Here is a 23049-nt window from a genome sequence, read left to right on the forward strand (position 1 = left end):
GCAACGCGATACGATCGGCTATCTCCTTCATACATCCAAGGATGAGAAAAGGATCATCGTTTCCGAGATAAAAAGACGACGACACGAAAACAAACCATACTCTCTCGTCGACAATAATTGCTCATCGAACATAGCCGAAGTACTTGGCAAGGCGGGAATTCTGGCTTACGACCCACGGTGGCAACTGCCGGGTATCATAGCCCCCGCAGACTTGATGACCGGTCTGCGCCATTCGAGACGCCTGATTGGAATCCGACGATATCCGAAGAAATGACACGCCTCCTGATATTTGCCACACTCGCTGTGATGATCAGCGCGTGCTCGAAATACAAAGATGAGGAATGGACGGCGCTTCAGGATATGCCTGCGTTTGCCGAACCAAACGACGACAGGACCCAACCGATCTTTACGATCAGGAAAGGCGAGTCTTGTGTTCCACTGACGGATCGTGTTGCCAAAATCTACGCATACACGCAAGTGGACTGCAAATCTGGTACCGGCTGGGTGCTGGATGATGCCTTCGATAAACGACACCGCAAATAATCGCCTGCTGGCGACCATGGCCTTTGGCCCAGGCCACGTCGATTTCGACCGAGGCTACGCCCGCCCGGCGTAACGAGCGGCTGGCCCGTAACCGAGCGGTGTGACGGCACGCATCGTGTCCGTTCACGCGCCCGCCTTCTCCCGCGCCGCCTTGCCCGTCGCCGGCAGCCCCTGCTCGTGCGTGCGGCGCATCCGCGCGAGGCCGTGCGCAACGTGCTCGCGCACGAGCGCCACGGCCTGCTCCTCGTCGCCGCCCGCGAGCGCCTGCACGATCTTGTCGTGCTCGGCGGCGGACACGGCGATCGCATCCTCCTCGGCCTCGATCGCGGCCTGGCGCAGCAGGCCGAGCTGGCGCACGAGCCGGCGGTAGGTATCGGTGAGATGCGTATTGCCGACGCCGACGACCATCGCATCGTGGAACTGCACGTTCAGCTCGGTGTAGCGCGTGACGTCGTGCGTCTTCGCGGCGCCCTTCATCGACTGGATGAGGCCCTTCAGCACCTTCAGCGTGTCGGGCGAGATGCGCTTCGCGAGCGCGCGCGCGACCGACTCGTCGAGCATCGCGCGCACTTCGTAGATCTCCTCGGCCTCGCGCAGCGGCACGACGCGCACCGTCACGCCGCGGTTCTTCTCGTTGCGCAGCAGGCCGGCCTGTTCGAGCGCGCGGAACGCTTCGCGCACAGGGCCGCGCGACACGTTCAGCTTGGTCGCGATCTCGACTTCGTTGAGCTTCTCGCCAGGCGCGTATTCGCCGGAGACGATCGCGCGCTCGAGCATGTCCTGGACGAGCATCGCAAGCGACTGGCTTTGCAGGAGTTCGATGGCGCTGAGCGCGTTCGGGGTTGTCATGGTCGGGCAGGCAGCAAGGCTGCGGTAGAGAACGAGGGCGCCATATCGGCGAATGACCGTTGTATACCCCTCGGCCCGACACATTGTCAACAGTTTTCAGTTTCCAAAAACCCATTCCGCCTGCCGGAACGCGACTGGAACACAGCCGGCAGGCGGCGGCCGCGCGGCGGGCCGACCTCGCCCGCATCGCGCGACGCATACCGGCCGTCAGGCCGTCGGGTGCTTCATCGGCCCCGGATCGCTGTGGCTCGGCCGGCCCGTCTCGACGTGGCCCGCGAAGCGGCGCACGACCTTGTCGTCGCCGCCGCGCAGCGTCGTCGCGGTGATCGTCAGGTCGTACCAGCCGTGGCTCGACGACAGCTCGAAGTGATCCTCGACGCGCTCGCCCGGCTCCAGCGTGTAGGTCCGCGCATGCTTGTGGCTGTACGCGTTGTCGACCGTCACGCGGCACGTCGCGCGCCCGCTGTTGCGCAGTTGCAGGTACACGTGGCGGTTGCGTACGTCGTAGCCGATCCGCGCTTCGGGGTTCGCGTGACGGCCGTCCGCGGCGAGCCGCGTGTTGCCCTGGAACTCGCACAGGTAACCGTTCGGGCCGTATGCCGCGAGATGGTAATCGCCGCGCGCGGCCGACGTGTTCCACGTGTCGACGAAGCGGTCGTGCGCGGACACCGCATAGCGGCGCGGCGGCGTCGCCGGGTTGCGGCGGTCGTACACGTAGAACGCCGCGCCTGCGTCACCGGTGTTCGCGAAGTCGAGCGATACGGTGTCGTCATGCCCGCTCACGCGGCTGTGCACGAACAGCTCGTACGGCAGCGCACGTGCCGGACGCGTGCCGGGCTCCTGCGCCGGCATCGACTGCTGCGCGGGCACCTGGTACGCCTGGCCGGCCGTCGCGATGTGCTGCGGCACCGTGAAGCTCACCGTGCGCGTGTCGGGGCGCGCGGAGAAGTCGAATGCCGACGTCAGGTCGCCGCAGATCGAGCGGCGCCATGCGCTGATGTTCGGCTCCTTCACGCCGAAACGCGCTTCGAGAAAACGCAGCACCGACGTATGGTCGAACGTCTCCGAGCAGACCCAGCCGCCCTTCGTCCACGGCGAAATGATGATCAGCGGCACGCGCGGTCCGAGGCCGATCGGCTGGATGCCGCCCGGATCCGCGCCCGGCACGAGCGGGCTCATCTCGCCCGGGTACTTGTTCAGGTCGAGCAGCTCGTCGCCGAGATTCGACAGCAGGTTCGACGACACGATGCCCTGGCCGCCCACGCCACTCGTCACCGGCGGCACTGGCGGCACGACGTGGTCGAACAGCCCGTCGTTTTCGTCGTAGTTGAGGATGAACACCGTCTTCGCCCACACCTCGGGGTTCGATGTGAGCGCTTCCAGCACCATGTTGATGTAGAACGCGCCGTCGGTCGGCGATGCCTGCGGGTGCTCGCTGTACTTGTACGGCGACACGATCCACGACACCTGCGGCAGCCGATTCGCCTGCACGTCGGCCTTCAGCTCGGCGAGCGTGTGATCCGATGCGCCCTTGTCGACCAGCGGGCCGCTCGCCCCCTCCTTCACCTGGAAGCGCTTGAAGAACATCAGCGAATTGTCGGTGTAGTTGTCGGTCGGGTCACCCGGGATGCCCGTGCCGCCCTGGTACACCTTCCAGCTGATCTTCGCGTTCTCGAGGCGTTCGGCGTAGGTCGTCCACGTGTAGCCGTTCACGTCGTTGCGCTCGCCGATGCCCGGGCCGTTCGGCTGCGTGCCGTAGACGTTGCGCGAGTCGACCGTGCCGGTCCACAGGTAGATGCGGTTCGGCGCGGTGTCGGCGTGCGCGGAGCAGAAGTACGAATCGCAGATCGTGAACGCGTCGGCCAGTGCGTAGTGGTACGTGAGATCCTGGCGCTTCAGGTAGCCCATCGTCAGCACGTCCTGCTTCTGGTTCACCCACTGGTCCCACTGGCCGTTGTTCCAGGACAGGTGGCCGCTGCTCCAGCCGTGGTTGGTGCCCGGCTGGAATTCGGTCGTCTGCTTCGGATCGAGGTAGAACGGCAGCACGTACGGCGCCGACGGATCGAGGCCGCGCGAATGGTAGTTCTTCGTGAACACCGACGCCGGCGGCTGCTGCCACACCGGCGCGCCGCTCGGCAGCAGGTGCGGGCGCGGGTCGTTGAAGCCGCGCACGCCGCGCAGCCCACCGAAGTAATGGTCGAACGAACGGTTTTCCTGCATGAAGATCACGACGTGTTCGACGTCGCGGATCGTGCCCGTGCGATAGGCGGCCGGCATCGCCAGCGCATTGCGGATCGCGGGCGGGAAGCCCGCGTAGGCGGCCATCGCGCCGGCCGACTGCGCGGCGAGGCGCAGGAAATCGCGTCGATTGTTCGAGGACATGAAGAGAACCCTGTTGTCGGTAGGAATGGGGGGGCCGGTCGAGCGGGGCCGGCGACTGCTGCATTGCCGTTATTACCCCGCACCGGCATGTCCCGGCCGTGACCGGTTCCAGCAGGTTTCTTGCGGTCACCCCCAGCTTTTTTTCGAAGCGGCGCACGACACGCCTTTCATCCGGCCGACACATGCATGCGCTACGCTGACGCGCGATAAAGAGGGGGAGAAGCCGAGTCGTGTTCGATCAGCTGAAGGCATTCCACGCGACCGTCCGGCAGGGCAGCATCACGCGCGCCGCGCGCCACCTGGGCGTGAGCCAGCCGACGATTGCCGCGCAGATCCGGCAGGTCGAGCAGGTGTACGGCGTCGAGCTGTTCTACCGCAGCGGCCGCAAGCTCGAGGTCACCGAGACGGGCATCGAGCTGCTGCCGCTCGTCGAGAAGATGATCGCGCTCGAGGCGCAGGCCGACATCATGCTGCGCAACGTCGGCGGCCTGTTCGAAGGCCACCTGCGGATCGGTGCGACGGGGCCGTACTACATCATGGACGCGGTCGGCCGCTTCTCGCACGCGCATCCGTCGATCGCGCTCACGTGCCGGATCGGCAACTCCGAGGAAATCCTGCAGGCGCTGCAGGAATTCCGCATCGATCTCGCCGTCTCGTCGCAGCGCAACGATGCCGAAGGCCTCGAACGCAAGGTGATCTCGACCGACCCGCTCGTGCTCGTCGTGCATCGCACGCATCCGCTCGCGCGTTTCGACGCGATCGACCCGGCGCAGCTCGCCGACGTGCGGCTGCTGATTCGCGAGGAAGGCTCGGTGACGCGCCGCTGCGCGGAGACGATCCTCGCGACGGCCGGGGTCGCCGCCGTATCGGTGGCCGAAATCGGCAGCCGCGAAGCGATCCGCGAGGCGATCCTGCATGGCGTGGGCGGCAGCCTGTTTCCGCTCGGCGAGGCCGAGCGCCACCCGGATTTGCGCGTGATCGCGCTGCGGGGCGTCGACACGACGATCGACGAATACGTGTACTACCTGAAAGCGCGCCGCCAGAGCCCCGCAATCGACGCGTTCCTCGCGTGCATCCTGCCGGCCGGCAGCGATGCGGCCGGGACGGATGAAGCAGGACGAACGGTGCGGCGGGCGAACGCGCGCTGAACTGCCGCGCGTTCGCCGGTTCCGCACTTGACTGGCGCTTTTCCCGCGCCTTCCCTCGTTTTTCCTCGTGCCTTCCTTCTGTCGTTGCGCTCAACTCACTTCGGCAACGCCGGAATCATCCACGTCAGGACGTGCTGCTGCAGGAACACGAGCACGCCGAGCAGCAGCGTGAGGATCACGCTGTGCCAGAACGTGCGCGCGAACACGACGCCCTCCTGCCCCTTCAGGTCCGTCGTCGACACGCCCGTCGCGATGTTCTGCGGCGAGATCATCTTGCCCATCACGCCGCCCGACGAGTTGGTCGCGGCCATCAGCACCGGATCGAGGCCGAGCTGCCGCGCGGCGACGACCTGCAGGTTGCCGAACAGCGCGTTGCCCGACGTGTCGCTGCCGGACAGGAACACGGCGATCCAGCCGAGCGACGCGGACACGAGCGGGAACAGCGCGCCCGTCGACGCGACGCCCGTGCCGAGCGTGTAGCTGATCCCCGAGTAGTTCAGCAGGTATGCGAGCCCGACGATCATCATCACCGTGACGATCGCGATCCACGTCTGCCGCCAGGTCTTCGCCACGCATTCGAAGAAATCGCCGACGCCGGTGCGCGTCAGCGCGGCCGTGACGATCGCCGACAAGAGGATCGCGGTGCCGGTGCCGAGCGGCTGGAAGTCCCAGATCGCCGCATACGGCTTGTGGTACAGCGACACGAACACCGCGTTGTGCAGGCCGGGCCACTTGATCTTCACGTCGCCGATCGCCGCGATGTTCGCGTGCACCCACACGATCACGATCACCGACACGACGAGCCACGGCAGCCAGCCGCCAAAGCCCGCGCGCGCGGCGCCGGCCGTTGCCGGCACGCTGCGCGCGAGCGCGTATTGCGGATCGGGCTGCGGCTTCCATACCTGCAGGAAGCCGATCGTGACGATCAGCGACGTGAGCGACGACAGCACGTCGGTGAGCTGGTACCCGAGGAAGTTCGACGTGACGAACTGCGCGATCGCGAAGCTGCCGCCCGACACGAGCAGCGCGGGCCACAGCTTCGAGATCGAGCGCAGCCCGCCGTACGCGCCGACCACATAGAACGGCAGCAGCAGCGCGAAGAACGGCAACTGGCGGCCGACCATCTGTGCGAGTGTCGCGGGCGGCAGCGACGTCACCGCGCCGAGCACGGTGATCGGCACGCCGAGCGCGCCGAACGCAACCGGCGCCGTGTTGAACAGCAGCGTATAGGTGAGCGCTTCGAGCGCAGGGAAGCCGAGCGCGATCAAGAGTGCGCTCGTGATCGCGACCGGCGTGCCGAACCCCGAGATCCCTTCGAGCAGGCAGCCGAACGAGAACGCGACGACGAGCAGCACGAGGCGGCGATCGTCGGGCAGGTTGTCGAGCATCCACTGCCGGAACTGGTCGAAGCGGCCCGACTTCACCGCGATGTTGTACAGCAGCAGCGCGTTGAAGACGATCCACATCACCGGCACGACCGCGAGCGCCATGCCCGCGCCGACCGCGTTGAACGCGAGCCCGGCCGGCATGCCCCACGCGCCGATCGCGACCGCGAGGCCCGCGACGAGCCCGGCGAGCGACGCCTGCCACGCGGGGCGGCGCAGCACGCCGAGTGCGATCAGCGCGACCGCGATCGGGATCGCGGCGACGAGGAAGGACAGCAGCAGCGAGTTGGCGACGGGTGTCAGCGGCTGCGCGAAGACGATGCCGGGCGGTAGGGCGTCGGTGGGGTTCATCGTGTCTCCTGTCGGCCAGAGTTGGCGCTTTAGCGCTTACTCTGGTCCCATGGCGTGGCGGGTTGGAGTTGGCGCTTCAGCGCTTACTCCAACCCGACGGCGGTCGACCCGGGTAGGCATCCGGATGCCCCGGTTTCGGTACAAGGCGATGTCCTGCGGTCACGACGACGATCAGGCGCTTGCGCACGCAACGACGTCGCACGGCCAACCGATCGGTCGCTTAAAAGAGGTTAGGAGGCGCGCTGCGCTTGTACAAGGGGGACAAGCCCGATGCGTGCCGCCCCGATACGGACCGGCCGCCGCCCGCTGACCGGCAGCAGGCGGGCCGCTGTCGCGTTCGACAGGAAGCCCGTCTCGAGCGGCGCAGCGCGACGCCGCCACCCGCGCAATGTTGCACGTGCGGCAAAGGTGCCTGACGGCGGGCGGGATGTTTCGTCTGGCGTCCGAAGCCTAGACTGGCCGCATCGATTCCGCCCGCGCCGGCCACGGCACGGCACCGGAACCTCACGGAGTGAACACGATGAAGACGATGAAACAGGCGGCATGTGCATTGGTGCTGATCGGTGCGGCCTTCGCCGCTCACGCGCAGGCCGCGTCGACACTGACGCGCGCCGAGGTCCGCCAGGAACTCGTGGAGCTGCAGGCCGCCGGCTACCGGACGAGCCTCGCTAGCAGTCCCGACTTTCCGGAACACATGCAGGCGATCATGCACCGTGCCGCGCAGGCGCGCGGCGAGCACGCCGGCTACGGCAGCGACGGCGGGGCAAACGTGGAATCGGGCAAGCCGGCGCTGCCGCACGCGATCGATCGCGGCACGTACGCCCATCACTGACGGCTGATTGAACCGGACCGAGCGCACAACGGTGCGCCCCGACCGGCGACGGAGATGCGCATCGCACACCGCGCCGACCGACGCGGTGCACGTGCGCCAGGCATCACACGCTGAAGCGGTTCAGCGTATAGGCGCGATAGGCCGCGACGAACGCGTCGAACGATCCGGCCTCCTTCGCTTCGAGCTCGGCCTGCTCGGCCAGCGATTTCGCGGCGAGCGCCTGCTCGGTGCGCAGCGTGTCCGCCGACGGCGGATGCGCGCGGAAATGCGCGGCATGCGCTTCGCTCTGCGCCAGCGCGAACCCGAGGAACGACTGCCCGTGCTCACGCATCGTGCGCAGCACGCGCGCGGACGGCGTACGCTCCGGATCGGCGAGCTTCTCGCGCTGTGCGGCAATCGCACGCGCATGCTCGTCGCCGCCGCGGATTTCGTCGAGACGACGGCCGATGGTTTCGATATCGGCCATCAGCTCGTCCGCCCACGCCTGCAGCGTGACCGACTCGCCGTCGCGCTGCAGCGTGAGCCCCGGCTTGCGCCCTTCCATCGTCACGCTGCCGAAGTTCGCATTCGCTTCCTTGTACGCGGGACAGTCGAGCGCCGGGCTCTCGTCGAGCGCGCACGCGAGCAGGAACGCGTCGATGAAGCGTGCGGTTTCCAGCGCGATGCCGATCGGCTCGAACGGGTCGATGTCGAGACAGCGCACCTCGATGTACTGCACACCGCGCGACGCGAGCGCATGCAGCGGCCGCTCGCCCGAATACGTGACGCGCTTCGGCCGGATCGTCGAGTAGAACTCGTTCTCGATCTGCAGCACGTTCGTGTTGATCTGGATCCACTCGCCGTCGCGATGCGTGCCGATCGCCTCGTAGGCCGGATACGGCTCGCTCACCGCCGTCGACAGCGCGTCGAGATAACCGGGCAGCGTGTTGTAGTCGACGTGCAGCGCGGCCTGGGCGGTCGTGTTCGAGTAGCCGAGATCGCTCATCCGCAGGCTCGTCGCATACGGCAGGTACAGCGTATCGGCATCGAACGTGTCGAGCTTGTGCGGCTTGCCGCGCAGGAACTTCGTGTCGAGCGCGGGTGACGCGCCGAACAGGTACATCAGCAGCCAGCTGCGGCGGCGGAAATTGCGGATCTGCGCGAGATAGCGCTCGGACTGGTAATCGACGAGCGTGGCCGTCGAACCTTCTTCCGCGTGCAGGCGCCGCCACACTTCCTCGTGCAGCGAGTAGTTGTAGTGGATGCCGGCGATGCACTGCATCGTGCGGCCGTAGCGATACGCGAGGCCGCGCCGGTACACCGTCTTCAGGCGGCCGATGTTCGACGTGCCGTAGTCGGCGATCGGAATCTGGTCGTCGGCCGGCAGCAGGCCGGGCATCGAGTCGTTCCACAGCATCTCGTCGCCAAGCGACGCATATACGTAGCGGTGCAGATCGTCGAGACGTTCGAGCGTGATCGCGGCGTCGCCTTCCGCGGGCGTGATCAGCTCGATCAGCGCTTCGGAATAGTCGGTCGTCAGCGACGGATGCGTGAGCGCGGAACCGAGCGCGCGCGGATGCGGCGTGAACGCGATCATCCCGTCGCGCGTCACGCGCAGGCTTTCCTTTTCGATGCCGCGCAGGCCGTCGGGCAGATGCTGCCGCGTCGGGCCCGAGCTCAGTGCTTCGAGGCGATTCAGCAGCAGTTCGGACTGGCGGTGAGTCATGGTGTTCGACATGGAGACGCAAGTGCGTGACGGCCGCGCGCAGAACGCCGCGCGCGGCCGGCTGGATTGTTGGTCGCTTCGTTGGTAGCGGGCACTTTAACATCTCGCCGGGACACGCGCTTGAGGTGGCTCCGGGCACGGTGCGCGGGCCGGAGCGGGCCGCCGGATGGGCCGGTCGCGGCGGTCGCCGCATTTGCGACCGGTTTCAGGCGACGGCAACGGGCACGCCGGTTACGCGAATTCGTCCGACGGAACGTGATGCGCAAACGGGTGGCGGCAGGTGCAACCGTGCCGCCGAATCGACCGCGGAAAGGGGGATAAGCGTGCGTCGCGCATCCGGCAATCGGCGGGCGACGGATTCACGGAATGGCCGTGACGGCCGGTGCCCGGCAGGTGGCCTGTCGGCACGACCTGCGCAACGGGTTGCATCGCTGCCTCGTCAGGTCGCACCCGGCCGCGAGCCGCCGCGATCACCCGCCGCGCGCGCCGCCCGCCCGGTCGGCCACTTCGTTCCACAAATGCAGCGCCGCGTATGCGCGCCACGGCCGCCAGCCTTCGGTGCGGTGCTTCTGGGTCGCGAGCCGGTCGAGCGCCGGATCGCGCGCCGCGATCGACTGCATCAGCACGAGATCGGAGGCCGGCCACGCGTCCGGATCGCGCCACGCGCGCATCGCGATGTATTCGACGGTCCACGGGCCGATGCCGGGCAGATCGAGCCACGCACGACGCAGCGTCGCGAGATCGGCGTGCGCGCGATCGACCGGCACGTCGCCGGCCGCCACCGCGCGCGCCACGCCCGTCAGTGCCGCCACTCGCTTGCCGGGCATCCCGATCTTGTCGAGATCGCACGCGGCCAGCGCGTCGGGCGTCGGGAAACGCCACGCGGGCGCGCCGTCGTCTTCATGAACCACACGTTCGCCGGCCCGTTCGACGAGCCGGCCGACGATCGTCGTCGCGGCCTTCACGCTCACCTGCTGGCCGACGATCGCGCGCACGGCCAGCTCGAACCCCGACCATGCGCCCGGCACGCGCAGCCCCGGCGCGGCCTCGACGAGCGGCGCGAACCACGGATCGCGCGCCAGCCCGCTACCGATGGCGCCCGGATCGGCACCGAGGTCGAACATCGTCGCGACGCGCGTGGCGAACGCGTCATCGACATGACGCGCCACCGCGCCTTCGACCGTCGCGACCAGGCAATGCTTGCGCGGATGTTTCGCAACCGTGAGCCGGCCAGCGTCGCCGTGCAGATCGACGATGCGGCGATACACGCCGTCCGCCACCTGCTCGACACCCGGAATCGCGCGCCCGCTGAAGAAACGCAGCACGCGCGCCCAGTCGTAAGGCGCATTGAAGCGCAGTTCCATTTGCGCGGACGGCGGCACCTGGCCGCCGTTCACGATGGACGTAATCGTTGTTTTTGCGATGCTCAAACTGCGCTGCCCTCCGCAACGGATTCGGTTTCATCGTCGTGCGCATGACGCGCCTCGGACGCGAGCAGCGTCGCCTTGCGGCGCACGCCCCAACGATACCCGGAAAGCGCGCCGCCCTTCTGTACGACGCGGTGGCACGGGATCGCGAGCGCGACCGGGTTCGACGCGCACGCGGACGCGACGGCCCGCACCGCGCGCGGCGCGCCCAGCGCCTCGGCGATCTCCGAGTAGCTGCGCGTTTCGCCGTACGGAATATGTGTCAGTGCTTCCCATACGCGCTGCTGGAACGCGGTCGGCGCGATGTCGAGCGGCAGGTCGAACGCGTGCCGCGTGCCGTCCAGGTACGCGCGGATCTGCGCGACGAACGGCGCGAGCCGTGCCGGCGCTTCGACCAGCTCGGCGCGCGCGAACGCGTCCTTCAGCTCGCCGACGAGCGCGGCCGGTTCGTCGCCGAACGCGATCCGGCAGATACCCTGTTCGGTCGCGGCGACGAGCACCGTGCCGAGCGACGTCGATGCGGTCGCATAGTCGATCCGCAGGCCGGCACCCTGGCGGCGGAACGCCGACGGCGCCATCCCGAGCTCGCGCGGCACCGACGCATAGAGCCGCGACGGCGAGTTGAAGCCCGCATCGACGGCCGCCTGCGTGACCGGTTGCCCGCTTTGCAGCGCCTGCCGCAGCGCGGCGCCGCGCTGCGCGGCCTGGTACTGCCGCGGCGACACGCCGACCACGCGCTTGAAGAGCCGCTGAAGGTGAAACGGGCTCACGTGCACGGCATCGCTCAGTTGCTGCAGCGTGAGGCGCTCGGCGTGCGCATCGAGCACCGCGCACGCGCGGTTGACGATCTCGAGCTCGCGCGGCAGCCCTTCCGGCTGGCAGCGCTTGCAGGGCCGGAAGCCGGCCGCACGCGCGGCGGCCGTATCGGCAAAGAAGGACACATGTTCGCGGCGCGGCAGCCGCGACGCGCAGGTCGGACGGCAGAACACGCCGGTCGTGCTCACGGCGTAGAAGAACGCGCCGTCCGCATGCGGATCGCGCTCGGTGACGGCACCCCAGCGGGCATCATCGGTCGGATAGGCGGTTTTCATCTGAACCTCGCACTCTCTAGTGTAGATGGTGCCTACTCTAGACATCGGCACGTGCCGTCGCGCCCTGAATCTTGCTCTATGATTCGCGCCGGCGAACCGGGGACGCATCAATTGAACACAAATCCGGCAAAACGCGCGCGCCGGCTGTTCCAGCGCGGTTTTCGTCATCGTCCCGTCACCCATTTGCTGCACTGCGGATGCGACAAATCGCCGTCCTGACGTTTTTTTGCATTCGGAATATTGCGTCGCACCATCGCCGTGTGTATAGTTGGAACTGTCTCCTCCATGTCTCCTCCTGATATGGATTAAGCCCGTTCCGCTCTGCGTGAACGGGCTTTTTTTCGTCTGTCGATTGTGCCGCGTTCCGGCGGGCGGCGCAGACGCGATGCGTCTACACTCGATGCTCGTCGACTGCGAAGGAGTGCCTGCCCATGAAACCGACCATCCGCGCGATCGATCACATCGTGCTGCGCGTGACCGACATGGCTGCGATGACGCGCTTTTACTGCGACGCCGTCGGCTGCCATGTGGAGAAGGAACAGCCCGATCTGGGCCTCGTGCAGTTGCGTGCCGGCGACGCGCTGATCGACCTGCTGACGGTCGGCGGCCCGATCGACCGTCCCGACAGCGGCCCGCCCGGTACGGGACGCAATCTCGATCACCTGTGCCTGCGCGTCGAGCCGTTCGATCCCGACGCCTTGATCGCCCATTTCGCCGAGCATGGCGCACGGCCGGGCGCGCCCGCGGAACGCTACGGCGCCGGCGGCTACGGGCCGTCGATCTACCTGTTCGACCCGGAAGGCAACATGCTCGAATTCAAGGGGCCGCCGGCCGCGATCGGCTGAACGTGGCCGGCCTGCGCGCGGGCCGTCACGCGTCGGCGCGCGCCTTCAGCACCGTCCATTCGACCGCGACCGGATCGTGGTCGGCGCTCGAGATCCACGCGGCGCCGTCCTGCACCGTGCACTGCAGGCGCATCGTGCGCTCCGCGAGCCGCCCGAGCGCGGCCGCGACACCGTCGGCCAGCGACAGCACCTGCACGTTGCGCAGCCGCTCGACCTTGCTGCGCACGCCCTGCCACCAGATATCCGACGTCTTGCCGCCGTACGCGATTACCGTGACCTGCCCGGCGCGGCCGGCCGCCTTCGAGATGCGCCGTTCGTCCGGCTGGCCGGCTTCGATCCAGACGTCGATCGCGCCCGTCAGGTCCTTCTGCCACAGGTCGGGTTCGTCGACGTCCGACAGCCCCTTGCAGAATTCGAGCCGCTCGTGCGCGAACAGCGCGAACGCGACGATGCGCACCATCATCCGGTCGTCGGTTTCCGACGGATGGCGCGCCACCGTCAGCGCGTGATCGGCGTAGTAATGCCGATCCATGTCGGCGATTTGGAGTTCGGCTTTGTAGATCGTGGATTTCAGCGCCATGCGGATGCGGCCCAGGCGGGCATTCGGTTCGGTCGGGCCGTGATGATACCGAATGCGCGCCGCCCGGCGCATGTCATGCGCAACGACCCACAGTGCAACGGCCCGGCATGGGCCGGGCCGTGTTGGGTTCGCGCCGCCGGCTCATCGGGCCGGCGCGCTCGCGTCGTACGACGGCGCGGCGTCTACGCGGTTACTGTTTGACGAAGCGCGAATCGGCCCAGAGACCCTGCTGGTCGCTGTTGTCGGCACTGACGAACTGCACGTCGCCCTGGTCGACCGACACCACGCGGAAGCGCTGGCCTTCCGGCACCGACAGGCAACGGAAGTCGTCGAAGTATTGCTGCTTCGCCTGCGACTTGCCGTCACGCTCGTGGTTCAGTACGGAGTCCAGATTGTCTTTCGACAGGCAGCCCCATGCGTTCTTCGTCAACTGGATTTCCTGCGTCGGCTTGACGGCCGAATCACCGCCGGCCTGGGCAATCGACACCGCGCAAAATGCGCCGACGAGGGCAAAAAGGATACCGGTACGTTTCATCATGTTCTGTCTCCAGGCTTGCGTGCACCAGGCTCGGGTTAGCTATGTGTTTAAAGGTGATCGTGAAGCCACGTTTTTCACTTTAGAAGACCGGCAAACGATAGCAAGCACATTTGTTGTGCGACCGCAATAGCGGCGGATTGTCGCACCCCGTGCGCAGCCGCTTTTTCGCGCCAAGCGCAAGCAGAGCGACTCGCGCCGCCCGGCAGACAGGCCCGAGCCGTCGGGCGGAAAGCATTGCGCAGCAAGGCTTTCATCAAAGTTACAATGCGGCGATTGAACGGTTTGGATAATCCATTTCGCTCTCCGGATCATTTTGATGCGTTGCACATAAAGTCATCCGAAACGATTCGACTTTACCGCAGCGCGGAATCGCATTTACCTGATACAAGAAAAATGCCAGGTATAAGCGAATCCGTATTTATCCGTACTTCTCCGCATGGATTCAGCGCCCGCGGAAGCCCCGCCGCAAGCGCCTTTCGCCAGCGCGTTTACCCTGCGTTATTCTGGCCGGATTGCTGACGTTCGAAATAATCGCGCTGGAAGATGCACATGCGATAAGCGTTGTGATACGCGCCGTTTCCGAAAAATTCTTCCTTCAATTCGGCCTCGTGCTGGAATCCGCATTTCTCGTACACGTGAATCGCCGCCGCATTCGACGTATCGACGATCAGGTACAGCTTGCGCATGTTCAGCACCTTGAACGCGTACTCGATCGCAAGGCGCGTCGCCTGGCCCGCATAGCCGCGCCCCTGGCATTGCGGCGCGATGATGATCTGGAACTCGCCGCGGCGATGGATGTAGTCGAGCTCGATCAGCTCCACGAGGCCGACCAGTTCGCCTTGCGCGTCGACCGCGACGAAACGGCGCTCGCGCTGGTCGTGCACGTGGCGGTCGTACAGTTGTGACAGTTCCGAGAAGGTTTCGTACGGCTCCTCGAACCAGTAGCGCATGATCTTGGCGTCGTTGTTCAGTTCGTGGACGAAGCGCAGGTCCTGGCGCTCCAGCGGCCGCAGCGCGAGCGTGTTGGTATCGTTCTGGAGTTGCATGTTCATGTCCTTTTTGAGCCCGGCGCACGTGCGGTAAGGCCGCGTCCGGACCTGTTCCGCACTGTAAGAAATTGAACGGGGGCGAAGTTCAGAGCCTAGAATGGGAGCAAGGGTTCCTGCCACCGCAAGGAGGCTATCGTGATCGAGCAAGTCATACTCGGAATTTTCCTCGTGCTGCCGCTCGTGATCGTGGCGGCGCTGTTTTCCGACGAACTTTGGCAGGAACATCGGCGTCAGCATCCGCGCGACGAAAACGCACCGCATATCGACTGGAAGCATCCGTGGCGACGCGTGCGACGCGGGCATTGAGCCGATCGCCGTTCATCCACGGGTCGCGCCGGCCTGGCCGCCCCGGAATGTGAACGCGCGACGCGCACCGTTACGCACCCGAATACCGCCTCGATCCGATTCCCGTTCAACCCGCTCACTCCGCGAGACACCGCCGTGAACGACCAGCCCGCCCAGCCTCCGCACGACATTCCCAACGAAACGATCGACCTGCAGATCGCCGACGTGCTGGCGGCCGTCCGCTACCCGGCCAACAAGGATGCGATCGTCGATGCCGCGCGCGACGCCGGCGCCAGCAACGAAGTGCTGTCGATGCTCGACGGCCTGCCCGAACAGGACTACGCAGACGTCAACGCCGTCACGCACTGGGTCGCCGGCAACTTCGGTCCTGGCCTCGGAGTTTGAGCGCGCACGCATAACGCGATAGGATCAGGCCGCACCGGTCGCGGAGCGGCCGGCTGCCTGTCGCCCGGCGCAAGACCGGGCGTTTCCGCCTACGTGCCCGGGGAATTCCATGGAAGGCATCCTGATCCAGCACACGACACGCCGGCAGCTCTGGTTCGGCGCCCTCACGGCCCTCGTCATCGTGCTCGCGCTCGGGATCGCCGCGCCGCACGCGAACGTCGCGCTGCCGGCCGTCGAGCCGTTCATGCCGATGTGCGCGCTCACCGTGTTCACCACCGCGAGCATTGCCGCGTTCTTTCTCGGCGCGCAGTTCACCGTGACGCGCCAGCCGGTGCTCGGCGCGCTCGGCGGCGCCTACGCGTTCACCGCGCTCGCCGTCGCGCTGCAGTTGCTCACCTTTCCCGGGGTGTTCGCGCCGCACGGGCTGTTCGGCGCGCAACCGCAAAGCGCCGCGTGGATGTGGATCTTCTGGCATGCCGGCTTCCCGAGTTTCGTGATGGTTGCGCTGCTCGCGCGCGAGCGGCTGGCGCGCGCACCGATCGGCACGCAGCAGACACGCTGGTGGACGCTCGCGCTGATTGGCGGGCCGGCTGTCGTCGCCGGGCTGCTGTGCCTGTTCGCGCTGAATGTGTCGCTGCCGCCCGCGTTTCACCCTCCGGGCGACGCGGCCGTGCTGCCCGTCAACGCCGTCGCGCTGGTCGTGTGGCTGCTCAATGCGCTGGCGCTCGTGGCCGTGCTGGCCACCGGCCGGCTGCGCACGACGCTCGACCTGTGGCTCGCGATCGCGGTGCTCGCGTGCCTCACCGACACCACGCTGAACCTGATGAGCACCAATCGCTTCACGGTCGGCTGGTATCTCGCGCGGATCTTCAGCATGTTCACGCCGGGCGTGCTCGTGTGCGTGCTCGCGTGGGAAGTGACGATGCTGTACCAGCGGCTGTTCGAGGCGCATGCGACGCTGATCCGTTCGTCCGCGCGCGACGGTCTGACTGGCGCGTTCAACCGCATGCACTTCAACGATCATTTCCACACGCTGTTCCTGCAGGCGCGACGGCAAGGCGAACCGCTGTCGCTGCTGATGATCGACGTCGATCGCTTCAAGGCGTACAACGACGCGTTCGGTCACGTGAAGGGCGACGCGTGCCTGATCGCGGTCGCGAATGCGCTGGCCGGCGCGGTGAGGCGGCCAGCGGACATCGTCGCGCGTTACGGCGGCGAGGAGTTCGCGATCGTGCTGCCGAACACGGGGGCGCGGGGTGCGCGGGTGGTGGCCGAGGAAGCCCGCGAAGCGGTGCTGCGGCTCGATCTCGCGATGCCGGCTTCACCCGCCGGGCGGGTGAGCGTGAGCGTCGGTTGCGCGACCGTGTCGGCCGACGATCTGTCGACACCCGATGCGTTGATCGAAGCCGCCGATGCCGCACTGTATCGGGCGAAGGATACGGGGCGAAACAGGGTCGTCACGGCCTGAAAACGTCTGCGGTTTCGGGAATTTGTTACGGTCATTTTGACCGGAATAATCCGCCGTTACGGATTGCGGATCGGGGAAACGATCGCTTACAGCCGGTGTTGCGCGTGCTCGCTATGCTGGGTTCCATATTGAACCCGAGCAGGTGAACGCGATGAAGAAGACCCTTTTGCTGATTGCCGGCGTCGCCGTGCTGTTGAGCGGCTGTATCGTGGTGCCGGATGGCGGCGGGTATTACGGTGGTGGCGGGTATCACCATCATCGGCATTGGGATTGACGTGCGTGACGGTCCGGATATGTTGATCCGGGTCCTCACGCAATCAGGCCGGCGAGGTCAGCTCGGCATGCATCAGAAATACCTGTAGGACGGTAAGCGTTTCGTGGGGGAGACGCTCGACGCGCGTGTCCCTTTTCAGCGTCTTCGATCAGATTGCCTCTGACGCCCCGCTTGTCGGGCTCGCCCAGCAGTTCGGCCAGGTCGATCTGGAAGCCGGTGCGATCGCCGTACGGCTGCTTGCCATCGATGTAGGGCATTGGCCAGAAATCACCCTCTCTCAACACGTCGTCGATCGAATGCACATCGACGATCGTCCAGTTGGTACCCTTCAGTCCGGCATTGGGAGAGAAGGTCCGGTTACCGTGAGCGGCCCACTCACTTCCCAATACAGAACCTGCTGAAAATCACCCCCAGCAGATCATCCGAAGTGAACTCCCCGGTAATCGAATTCAGCTGTTCCTGCGCGAGCCGCAGTTCCTCGGCAAACAGATCGAGCGACTGCGCGCGCTGCTCCGCGTGATCCGCCGCCTGGGCCAAATGCTCCTGCGCAGCCCGCAGCGCGATCAAATGCCGCTCGCGCGCGAGATACACACCCTCGGCCCCCGCCTGCCACCCCGCAATCCGCAGCAGCTCCGCACGCAGCATGTCGATCCCGTCGCCGCGCTTCGCCGACAGATGCACCTCGGTCAAATCGCCTTCCGCCGCCGGATGCTCGACGCACGCCGCCACACCGGTCAGATCCGTCTTGTTCAGCACGCGCACCACCGGCACGCCGCCCGGAAACCGCGCAGCAATCGCCTCGTCATCCGCCGTCATCCCCGTGCGCGAATCCAGCAGATGCAGCACGACGTCCGCGCGCTCGATCTCGCTCCACGTGCGCGCGATGCCGATCCGCTCGACCTCGTCCTCCGTCTCGCGCAACCCGGCCGTATCGATGATGTGCAGCGGAATCCCTTCGACCTGGATCGTCTGCGCAACCTTGTCGCGCGTCGTGCCCGCAATCGGCGTGACGATCGCCAGCTCCGCGCCGGCCAGCGCATTCAGCAGCGACGACTTGCCGACGTTCGGCTGCCCCGCGAGCACGACCGACAGCCCTTCGCGCAGCAACGCCCCCTGCCGCGCGTCGCCCAGCACGTGCGCGAGTTGCGCGCGAATCTTCGCGAGCTTGCCGCGCGCATCGGCCGCTTCCAGGAAATCGATCTCTTCTTCGGGAAAATCGAGCGTCGCCTCGACCAGCATCCGCAGCGTGATCACGTCTTCGACGAGCGCATGGATCTGCCGCGAGAACGCGCCGTCGAGCGAACGCCCGGCCGAGCGCGCGGCGGCTTCGGTGCTCGCCTCGATCAGATCGGCAACGGCCTCGGCCTGCGCGAGATCGAGCTTGTCGTTCAGGAACGCGCGCCGCGTGAATTCGCCGGGCTCCGCGAGCCGCAGCCCGAAACCGCGCCCCGCATCGAGGCAGCGCTGCAGCAGCAGTTGCATCACGATCGGCCCGCCATGCCCCTGCAGCTCGAGCACGTGCTCGCCGGTGTACGAATGCGGCGCCGGGAAATACAGCGCGATCCCGCGGTCGAGCGGCGCGCCGTGCGCGTCGAGGAACGGCACGTAGCTCGCATGGCGCGGTGCGAGCTTCTGCCCGCACAACGCGTCGATCAGCGGCAACGCGGCCGCCTCGCCGCCGCGCCCGAACGATACGCGGACGACCCCGATGCCACCCCGGCCGGCAGCAGTGGCAATGGCGACGATCGGATCGGAATCGGTAGCGAGCATGGGAATCGGATGAATCGGGTAATCAGTGAATATGGTGCGCCCGCGCAACAGTTCGAGCATCGGAACGCCGGCATTGTAGCGTGCCGGCACACACGCCACCGGCCGCCTCGCAGGATTCGGACACACCCGAATTTATCCCGTCGGGGATAAGCCGAGTATCAACCTAGGGCAATGTCACAGCCACCGTTTCGGACGAGTATGCCTGCTGGAGCGGCCCAACGCTGCGGCCCTCAATTTCACCACGCCCCCCGACCAAGACCGGGATTCATCCGAACGGGATATGTTTATCCCAAATGGTTGTCTGAAATGCGTCGATGGAATTGCACAATCTCCTCCATGCCGACATCCGAAGAAAAAGCCGCGTTCTCGGAACGCCTGAAATTCGCCCTGCGGCGCAGCCCGGAGAAGGTCACCGGTGCGACGGAGCTGGCGAACCGATTCAATCTGCGCCACCGCGGAGCGCAGCCCGTTTCGCCGCAAACCGCGCATAAATGGCTGACGGGCCGCACGATTCCGACATCGGACAAACTCGCGACGCTCGCCGAATGGCTGCGCGTCGAAGTCCACTGGCTGCATTACGGCCCGTCGCCGAGCGTGATCGAGCACCCGACGCCGCAACCGCTGCCGCGCGACGAGCGCTATCCGCCGACGCCCGAGACGATCGAACTCGCGTCGAAGATCGAAGCGTTGTCGCCGCATCATCGCTATCTCGTGCAGGAACTGGTCGAGCAGTTCTACGGCGACTCGGGCGAATCGAAGAAGGGCTGAACCCGCACCGGAACCGCAAAAAGCAAAAAGCCGCATGGGCGAACCATGCGGCTTTTTTGCGTGCCTCGCGGGCGGCTCGCGCCCGCGTGTGCACCTGGCGTCAGGCCGGCTTCTTCTTGGCCCCGCCGAGCTTGCGCGTGATGTAGTACTGCTGCGCGATCGACAGCACGTTGTTCACGACGTAGTACAGCACGAGGCCGGCCGGGAAGAAGAAGAACATCACCGAGAACGCGATCGGCATGAACTTCATCATCTTCGCCTGGACAGGGTCCGGCGGGGTCGGGTTCAGGCTCGTCTGCACGTACATCGACACGGCCATCAGCACCGGCAGGATGAAGAACGGATCGCGCTGCGACAGGTCGTGAATCCACAGCACCCACGGCGCGCCGCGCATTTCAACCGATGCGAGCAGCACCCAGTACAGCGAGATGAACACCGGGATCTGGATCACGACCGGCAGGCAGCCGCCGAACGGATTGACCTTCTCGGTCTTGTACAGCTCCATCAGCGCCGAGTTCATCTTCTGCGGATCGCTCTTGAAGCGTTCACGCAGCGCCTGCATGCGCGGCGTGATCTCCTTCATGCGCGCCATCGACTTGTAGCTCGCGGCCGACAGCGGGAAGAACACGGCCTTGATCAGGATCGTCAGCAGCACGATCGACCAGCCCCAGTTGCCGACGTAGCTGTGGATCTTCTCGAGCAGCCAGAACAGCGGCTTCGCGATGATCGTCACCCAGCCGTAGTCCTTCACGAGTTCCAGGCCCGGCGCGATGCCTTCGAGCATGCGCTCTTCTTCCGGACCGGCGAACAGGCGCGCCTGCACGTCGGCCGACTGGCCCGGTGCGATCGCGGCGACCGGCTGCTTCACACCGACGCGGTACAGCGTCGGATCGATCTTCTCGGCGTAGATGTCGCGCTTCGCGCCCTGCTGCGGAATCCAGGCCGACGCGAAGTAGTGCTGCACCATCGCGACCCAGCCGTTGTCGGCGGACTTCTCGAAGTTCGCCTTGTTCTTGTCGAGGTCGCTGAAGTCGATCTTCTGGAAGTGCTTCGCGTCCGTGTAGACCGCCGGCCCGAGGAACGTATGCGAGAACATCGGCGTTTCGACGGCCGTGTTGTCGCGCACCAGTTCCATGTAGACCGTCGGCGTGACAGGCGCCGTGCCGACGTTGTCGATCTTCGTATCGACGCCGATCACGTAGCTGCCGCGCGTGAACGTGTAGGTCTTCACGACCTTCACGCCGCCCTTCACCGGCGATTCGAACGACAGCTTCAGCGAATTCTGGTCACCCGTCAGCGACGTCGAGCCGGGGTTCAGCTGCGTGTAGACGTCGTTGTGGTTCGGGAAATCACCGCCGAGCAGGCCCGTGCGCGCGAGATACGTGTGGCCGGCCGTGTGGTCGAACAGCGTGATGTACAGGTCGGGCTGCTTGCCGTCGCCTTGCTTCTTCAGCGTCAGCTTCGCGAGCGTGCCGCCGCGCGTGTCGATTTCGCCGTCATACACGTCGGTCGAGAACTTCACGAGCTGCGCCTGGGCGGCCGGTGCCGTCGTCGACGGTGCGGCGCCGGCTGCGGCGGCAGGCACTTCACCTGCGGTCGTCGTCGCGCCCGTGCCCGATGCACCGCCGGCAGCGGCCGCGGGGGCCGTCTGCGTGGCACTCGGGAAGAACATCGACGGGCGTCCATGGGAGCGCTGCCAGTTGTCGTACAGCATGACAGCTGACATGAAGAAGATCACCCATAGGACGGTGCGTTTGATATCCATGCGTTGTCTCAGAGTCGATGGGACCGCGCGTCGGCTTCGCCGCGAGCGCGAGTGTCGGAGTTGGGCGGCGGGACGAGGTCGATGCCGCCCGCGGAAAACGGATGGCATCGGCACACGCGCCTGACGGCGAGATACGTGCCGCGCGCGGCGCCATGATACTGGATTGCCTCGCGCGCGTAATCCGAACAGGAAGGATAAAAACGGCAACGGTTGCCGAGCATCGGGCTCACGGCAACCTTGTAGAAGCGCAGCAAGGCGATCAATACCGTTTCCATACCTTGGGCGACGCCGTTCGGCGCCGCGTCAAAACCGGCCGGGCAGGCGCGAACGCCGCACTGCGGACGGATGCGTCACTCGGACGCGGGCTTCGACGCACGGCGGGCGATCTCCCGGACTGCCCTGTCGAGCAGTTCGCGGATCTCGGCCGCACACATCGCCGCGAGCGGGGCGGAAGCCGCGCTCGGCAGCGCTTTCTTGTCGAAGCGCGTGTGCTGCCGCAGCAGCAGGTCGTAACCGGCGAATTCGGCCCGGCGCAAGCGAAACGCGTCGCGCGCCAGCCGCTTCACGAGGTTACGTGTTACTGCACGCGGCGCATACTTCTTGCCGACGACGAGCCCCAGACGGGCAGGCTGGCCGGTCGGCTTGCCGTAAATCACGAAGTGCGCGGAGCGCCGCCAGGGACGCAAACGAAAAACGGATGAAAATTCATCCGTTTTCAGAAGTCGCGCAGCTTTCGGGAAGGCGGCTTTCGTCTGCGACGGATTCGCACCCGGCTCGACGGTACCTTCCGCAGGACTGCGGACGGCGGACACAGCGCGCAACCTGCCTTAGATGGCGAGGCGCTTGCGGCCCTTCGCGCGGCGAGCGTTGATGACCTTGCGGCCACCTGCCGTCTTCATGCGGACACGGAAGCCATGGGTGCGCTTGCGGCGCGTCACGGACGGTTGGTAAGTACGTTTCATGATGTTCTCACTTGTTCGAGAATGTCGAAATTCAGGGGACCGCGTGCCCTTAACCGGAGGCATTCGGGCGAACGCAATCGCCGGGAATACAGGATTGGTTTTCGCGGAACCCGCTATTTAAACCGTTTTTCTCTTGACGGTCAATACTTTAGGCGTCGCTCGCCTGTGCACGCCTCGGGCGATCCGGCCCCGCACCCCACACAACCAGCCTGTGGATAACTCCCGCTGTGGCCGCGTTTGGCGGTAGAATCTCGCCTTATCTCCAAGAATCCCGCACGCCGCTTCGGCTCGCGCCTGCCCCTCCAAGACTGTGACGCAGGCGTCCGAGGCACGCTCGCACGACCGCTTCGGGCCTTGTTGCGCTACCGCGACAAGGGCGCCGGCGAGCCGCGCTGTGCACGCAAAAAACGACAGTTACTTGATGAACGATTTCTGGCAACACTGTTCCGCACTGCTGGAGCGCGAGCTGACGCCCCAGCAGTACGTGACGTGGATCAAACCCTTGGCCCCGGTGGCCTTCGATGCGTCGGCGAACACGCTGTCCATCGCCGCGCCAAACCGCTTCAAGCTGGACTGGGTCAAGAGCCAGTTTTCGGGACGGATCTCCGATCTGGCCCGGGATTTCTG

25 protein-coding genes are annotated in these 23049 nt (G+C 66.1%); 10 read left to right on the forward strand and 15 right to left on the reverse strand.

All coding sequences use genetic code 11. The features are described 5' to 3' along the window. Positions 1 to 270: 270 nt before the first annotated feature. Positions 271 to 543 (forward strand): hypothetical protein, encoded by a 273-nt coding sequence (locus tag G3N64_RS15820; protein WP_205784776.1) that lies wholly within the window; start codon positions 271 to 273, stop codon positions 541 to 543. A gap of 123 nt (positions 544 to 666) precedes the next feature. Here the strand turns inward: G3N64_RS15820 and G3N64_RS15825 are convergent, their stop codons facing one another. Continuing rightward, positions 667 to 1392: a phosphonate utilization associated transcriptional regulator gene (locus tag G3N64_RS15825; protein ID WP_205784777.1), complete on the reverse strand. Its 726-nt coding sequence runs from the start codon at positions 1390 to 1392 to the stop codon at positions 667 to 669. 207 nt (positions 1393 to 1599) lie between these two features. Further along, a complete protein-coding gene (locus G3N64_RS15830) occupies positions 1600 to 3774 on the reverse strand; it encodes a phospholipase C, phosphocholine-specific (protein WP_205784778.1) in 2175 nt (724 codons plus the stop codon). 230 nt (positions 3775 to 4004) lie between these two features. On the opposite strand from G3N64_RS15830, the gene G3N64_RS15835 reads away from it, so the two are divergent. Further along, positions 4005 to 4922, forward strand: coding sequence for a LysR family transcriptional regulator (locus G3N64_RS15835; RefSeq protein ID WP_205784779.1), 918 nt, complete (start codon positions 4005 to 4007; stop codon positions 4920 to 4922). Between the two features lie 95 nt (positions 4923 to 5017). Here G3N64_RS15835 and G3N64_RS15840 read toward each other — a convergent pair whose 3' ends face one another. After that, positions 5018 to 6658 (reverse strand): L-lactate permease, encoded by a 1641-nt coding sequence (locus tag G3N64_RS15840; RefSeq protein WP_205784780.1) that lies wholly within the window; start codon positions 6656 to 6658, stop codon positions 5018 to 5020. A gap of 520 nt (positions 6659 to 7178) precedes the next feature. Here G3N64_RS15840 and G3N64_RS15845 point away from each other — a divergent pair. Continuing rightward, complete coding sequence (locus tag G3N64_RS15845; RefSeq protein ID WP_205784781.1) at positions 7179 to 7490, forward strand: DUF4148 domain-containing protein; 312 nt, start codon at positions 7179 to 7181, stop codon at positions 7488 to 7490. Positions 7491 to 7593: 103 nt separating this feature from the next. On the opposite strand, the gene gshA is transcribed toward G3N64_RS15845, so the two are convergent. The 3 genes from gshA to ada all read right to left on the reverse strand — a co-directional run bounded on the left by gshA (position 7594) and on the right by ada (position 11713). Further along, on the reverse strand, positions 7594 to 9207 hold the full coding sequence (gshA, locus tag G3N64_RS15850) for a glutamate--cysteine ligase (protein ID WP_205784782.1): 1614 nt from the start codon (positions 9205 to 9207) through the stop codon (positions 7594 to 7596). Positions 9208 to 9665: 458 nt separating this feature from the next. Next, positions 9666 to 10625, reverse strand: a complete 960-nt coding sequence (locus tag G3N64_RS15855) for an AlkA N-terminal domain-containing protein (protein WP_205784783.1) — start codon at positions 10623 to 10625, stop codon at positions 9666 to 9668. After that, a complete protein-coding gene (gene ada, locus G3N64_RS15860; protein ID WP_205784784.1) occupies positions 10622 to 11713 on the reverse strand; it encodes a bifunctional DNA-binding transcriptional regulator/O6-methylguanine-DNA methyltransferase Ada in 1092 nt (363 codons plus the stop codon). The genes G3N64_RS15855 and ada overlap by 4 nt, the downstream gene beginning before the upstream one ends. A 431-nt stretch (positions 11714 to 12144) precedes the next feature. Between ada and G3N64_RS15865 the strand changes: the two genes are divergently transcribed. After that, positions 12145 to 12558, forward strand: coding sequence for a VOC family protein (locus G3N64_RS15865; protein WP_205784785.1), 414 nt, complete (start codon positions 12145 to 12147; stop codon positions 12556 to 12558). A 25-nt stretch (positions 12559 to 12583) separates the two neighbouring features. On the opposite strand, the gene G3N64_RS15870 is transcribed toward G3N64_RS15865, so the two are convergent. The 3 genes from G3N64_RS15870 to speG all read right to left on the reverse strand — a co-directional run bounded on the left by G3N64_RS15870 (position 12584) and on the right by speG (position 14722). After that, positions 12584 to 13138, reverse strand: coding sequence for a YaeQ family protein (locus tag G3N64_RS15870; protein ID WP_006498691.1), 555 nt, complete (start codon positions 13136 to 13138; stop codon positions 12584 to 12586). A gap of 190 nt (positions 13139 to 13328) precedes the next feature. Further along, entirely contained in the window at positions 13329 to 13676 is a 348-nt protein-coding gene (locus tag G3N64_RS15875) for a hypothetical protein (RefSeq protein ID WP_205784786.1), read from the reverse strand. A gap of 488 nt (positions 13677 to 14164) precedes the next feature. Beyond that, the gene (speG, locus tag G3N64_RS15880) at positions 14165 to 14722 is read right to left on the reverse strand and encodes a spermidine N1-acetyltransferase (protein ID WP_205784787.1); all 558 of its coding nucleotides are present in this window, start codon (positions 14720 to 14722) and stop codon (positions 14165 to 14167) included. A gap of 171 nt (positions 14723 to 14893) precedes the next feature. On the opposite strand from speG, the gene G3N64_RS15885 reads away from it, so the two are divergent. From G3N64_RS15885 to G3N64_RS40210, 4 genes are all read left to right on the forward strand, one after another. Further along, entirely contained in the window at positions 14894 to 15031 is a 138-nt protein-coding gene (locus G3N64_RS15885) for a hypothetical protein (RefSeq protein WP_162489606.1), read from the forward strand. Between the two features lie 135 nt (positions 15032 to 15166). Continuing rightward, the gene (locus tag G3N64_RS15890) at positions 15167 to 15415 is read left to right on the forward strand and encodes a DUF2795 domain-containing protein (protein WP_043184773.1); all 249 of its coding nucleotides are present in this window, start codon (positions 15167 to 15169) and stop codon (positions 15413 to 15415) included. A 109-nt stretch (positions 15416 to 15524) separates the two neighbouring features. Beyond that, positions 15525 to 16883 carry a sensor domain-containing diguanylate cyclase gene (locus G3N64_RS15895; protein ID WP_205784788.1) on the forward strand — a complete coding sequence of 453 codons (1359 nt, stop codon included), beginning with the start codon at positions 15525 to 15527 and terminating at the stop codon, positions 16881 to 16883. Between the two features lie 151 nt (positions 16884 to 17034). Next, complete coding sequence (locus G3N64_RS40210) at positions 17035 to 17157, forward strand: hypothetical protein (RefSeq protein ID WP_277399110.1); 123 nt, start codon at positions 17035 to 17037, stop codon at positions 17155 to 17157. A gap of 35 nt (positions 17158 to 17192) precedes the next feature. Here the strand turns inward: G3N64_RS40210 and G3N64_RS15900 are convergent, their stop codons facing one another. Beyond that, a complete protein-coding gene (locus G3N64_RS15900) occupies positions 17193 to 17459 on the reverse strand; it encodes a hypothetical protein (RefSeq protein ID WP_205784789.1) in 267 nt (88 codons plus the stop codon). Between the two features lie 73 nt (positions 17460 to 17532). Next, positions 17533 to 18927: a tRNA uridine-5-carboxymethylaminomethyl(34) synthesis GTPase MnmE gene (gene mnmE / locus G3N64_RS15905; RefSeq protein ID WP_205784790.1), complete on the reverse strand. Its 1395-nt coding sequence runs from the start codon at positions 18925 to 18927 to the stop codon at positions 17533 to 17535. A gap of 336 nt (positions 18928 to 19263) precedes the next feature. Between mnmE and G3N64_RS15910 the strand changes: the two genes are divergently transcribed. Further along, positions 19264 to 19695 (forward strand): transcriptional regulator, encoded by a 432-nt coding sequence (locus G3N64_RS15910; RefSeq protein ID WP_085043236.1) that lies wholly within the window; start codon positions 19264 to 19266, stop codon positions 19693 to 19695. A 100-nt stretch (positions 19696 to 19795) separates the two neighbouring features. Here G3N64_RS15910 and yidC read toward each other — a convergent pair whose 3' ends face one another. The 4 genes from yidC to rpmH form a co-directional block, all read right to left on the reverse strand. Further along, on the reverse strand, positions 19796 to 21460 hold the full coding sequence (yidC, locus tag G3N64_RS15915; RefSeq protein WP_205784791.1) for a membrane protein insertase YidC: 1665 nt from the start codon (positions 21458 to 21460) through the stop codon (positions 19796 to 19798). Between the two features lie 8 nt (positions 21461 to 21468). Continuing rightward, on the reverse strand, positions 21469 to 21735 hold the full coding sequence (gene yidD / locus G3N64_RS15920) for a membrane protein insertion efficiency factor YidD (RefSeq protein ID WP_006750110.1): 267 nt from the start codon (positions 21733 to 21735) through the stop codon (positions 21469 to 21471). A 75-nt stretch (positions 21736 to 21810) separates the two neighbouring features. Continuing rightward, positions 21811 to 22272, reverse strand: a complete 462-nt coding sequence (gene rnpA / locus G3N64_RS15925) for a ribonuclease P protein component (protein WP_006756936.1) — start codon at positions 22270 to 22272, stop codon at positions 21811 to 21813. 15 nt (positions 22273 to 22287) lie between these two features. Continuing rightward, positions 22288 to 22422 carry a 50S ribosomal protein L34 gene (gene rpmH, locus G3N64_RS15930; RefSeq protein ID WP_004198824.1) on the reverse strand — a complete coding sequence of 45 codons (135 nt, stop codon included), beginning with the start codon at positions 22420 to 22422 and terminating at the stop codon, positions 22288 to 22290. Positions 22423 to 22840: 418 nt separating this feature from the next. Here rpmH and G3N64_RS15935 point away from each other — a divergent pair. Then, positions 22841 to 23049: DnaA N-terminal domain-containing protein (locus G3N64_RS15935; protein WP_277399111.1), on the forward strand; the 209-nt coding region annotated here is incomplete at its 3' end.

The organism is Burkholderia sp. Ac-20344, from assembly GCF_017104975.1.
Taxonomy (GTDB): Bacteria; Pseudomonadota; Gammaproteobacteria; order Burkholderiales; family Burkholderiaceae; genus Burkholderia.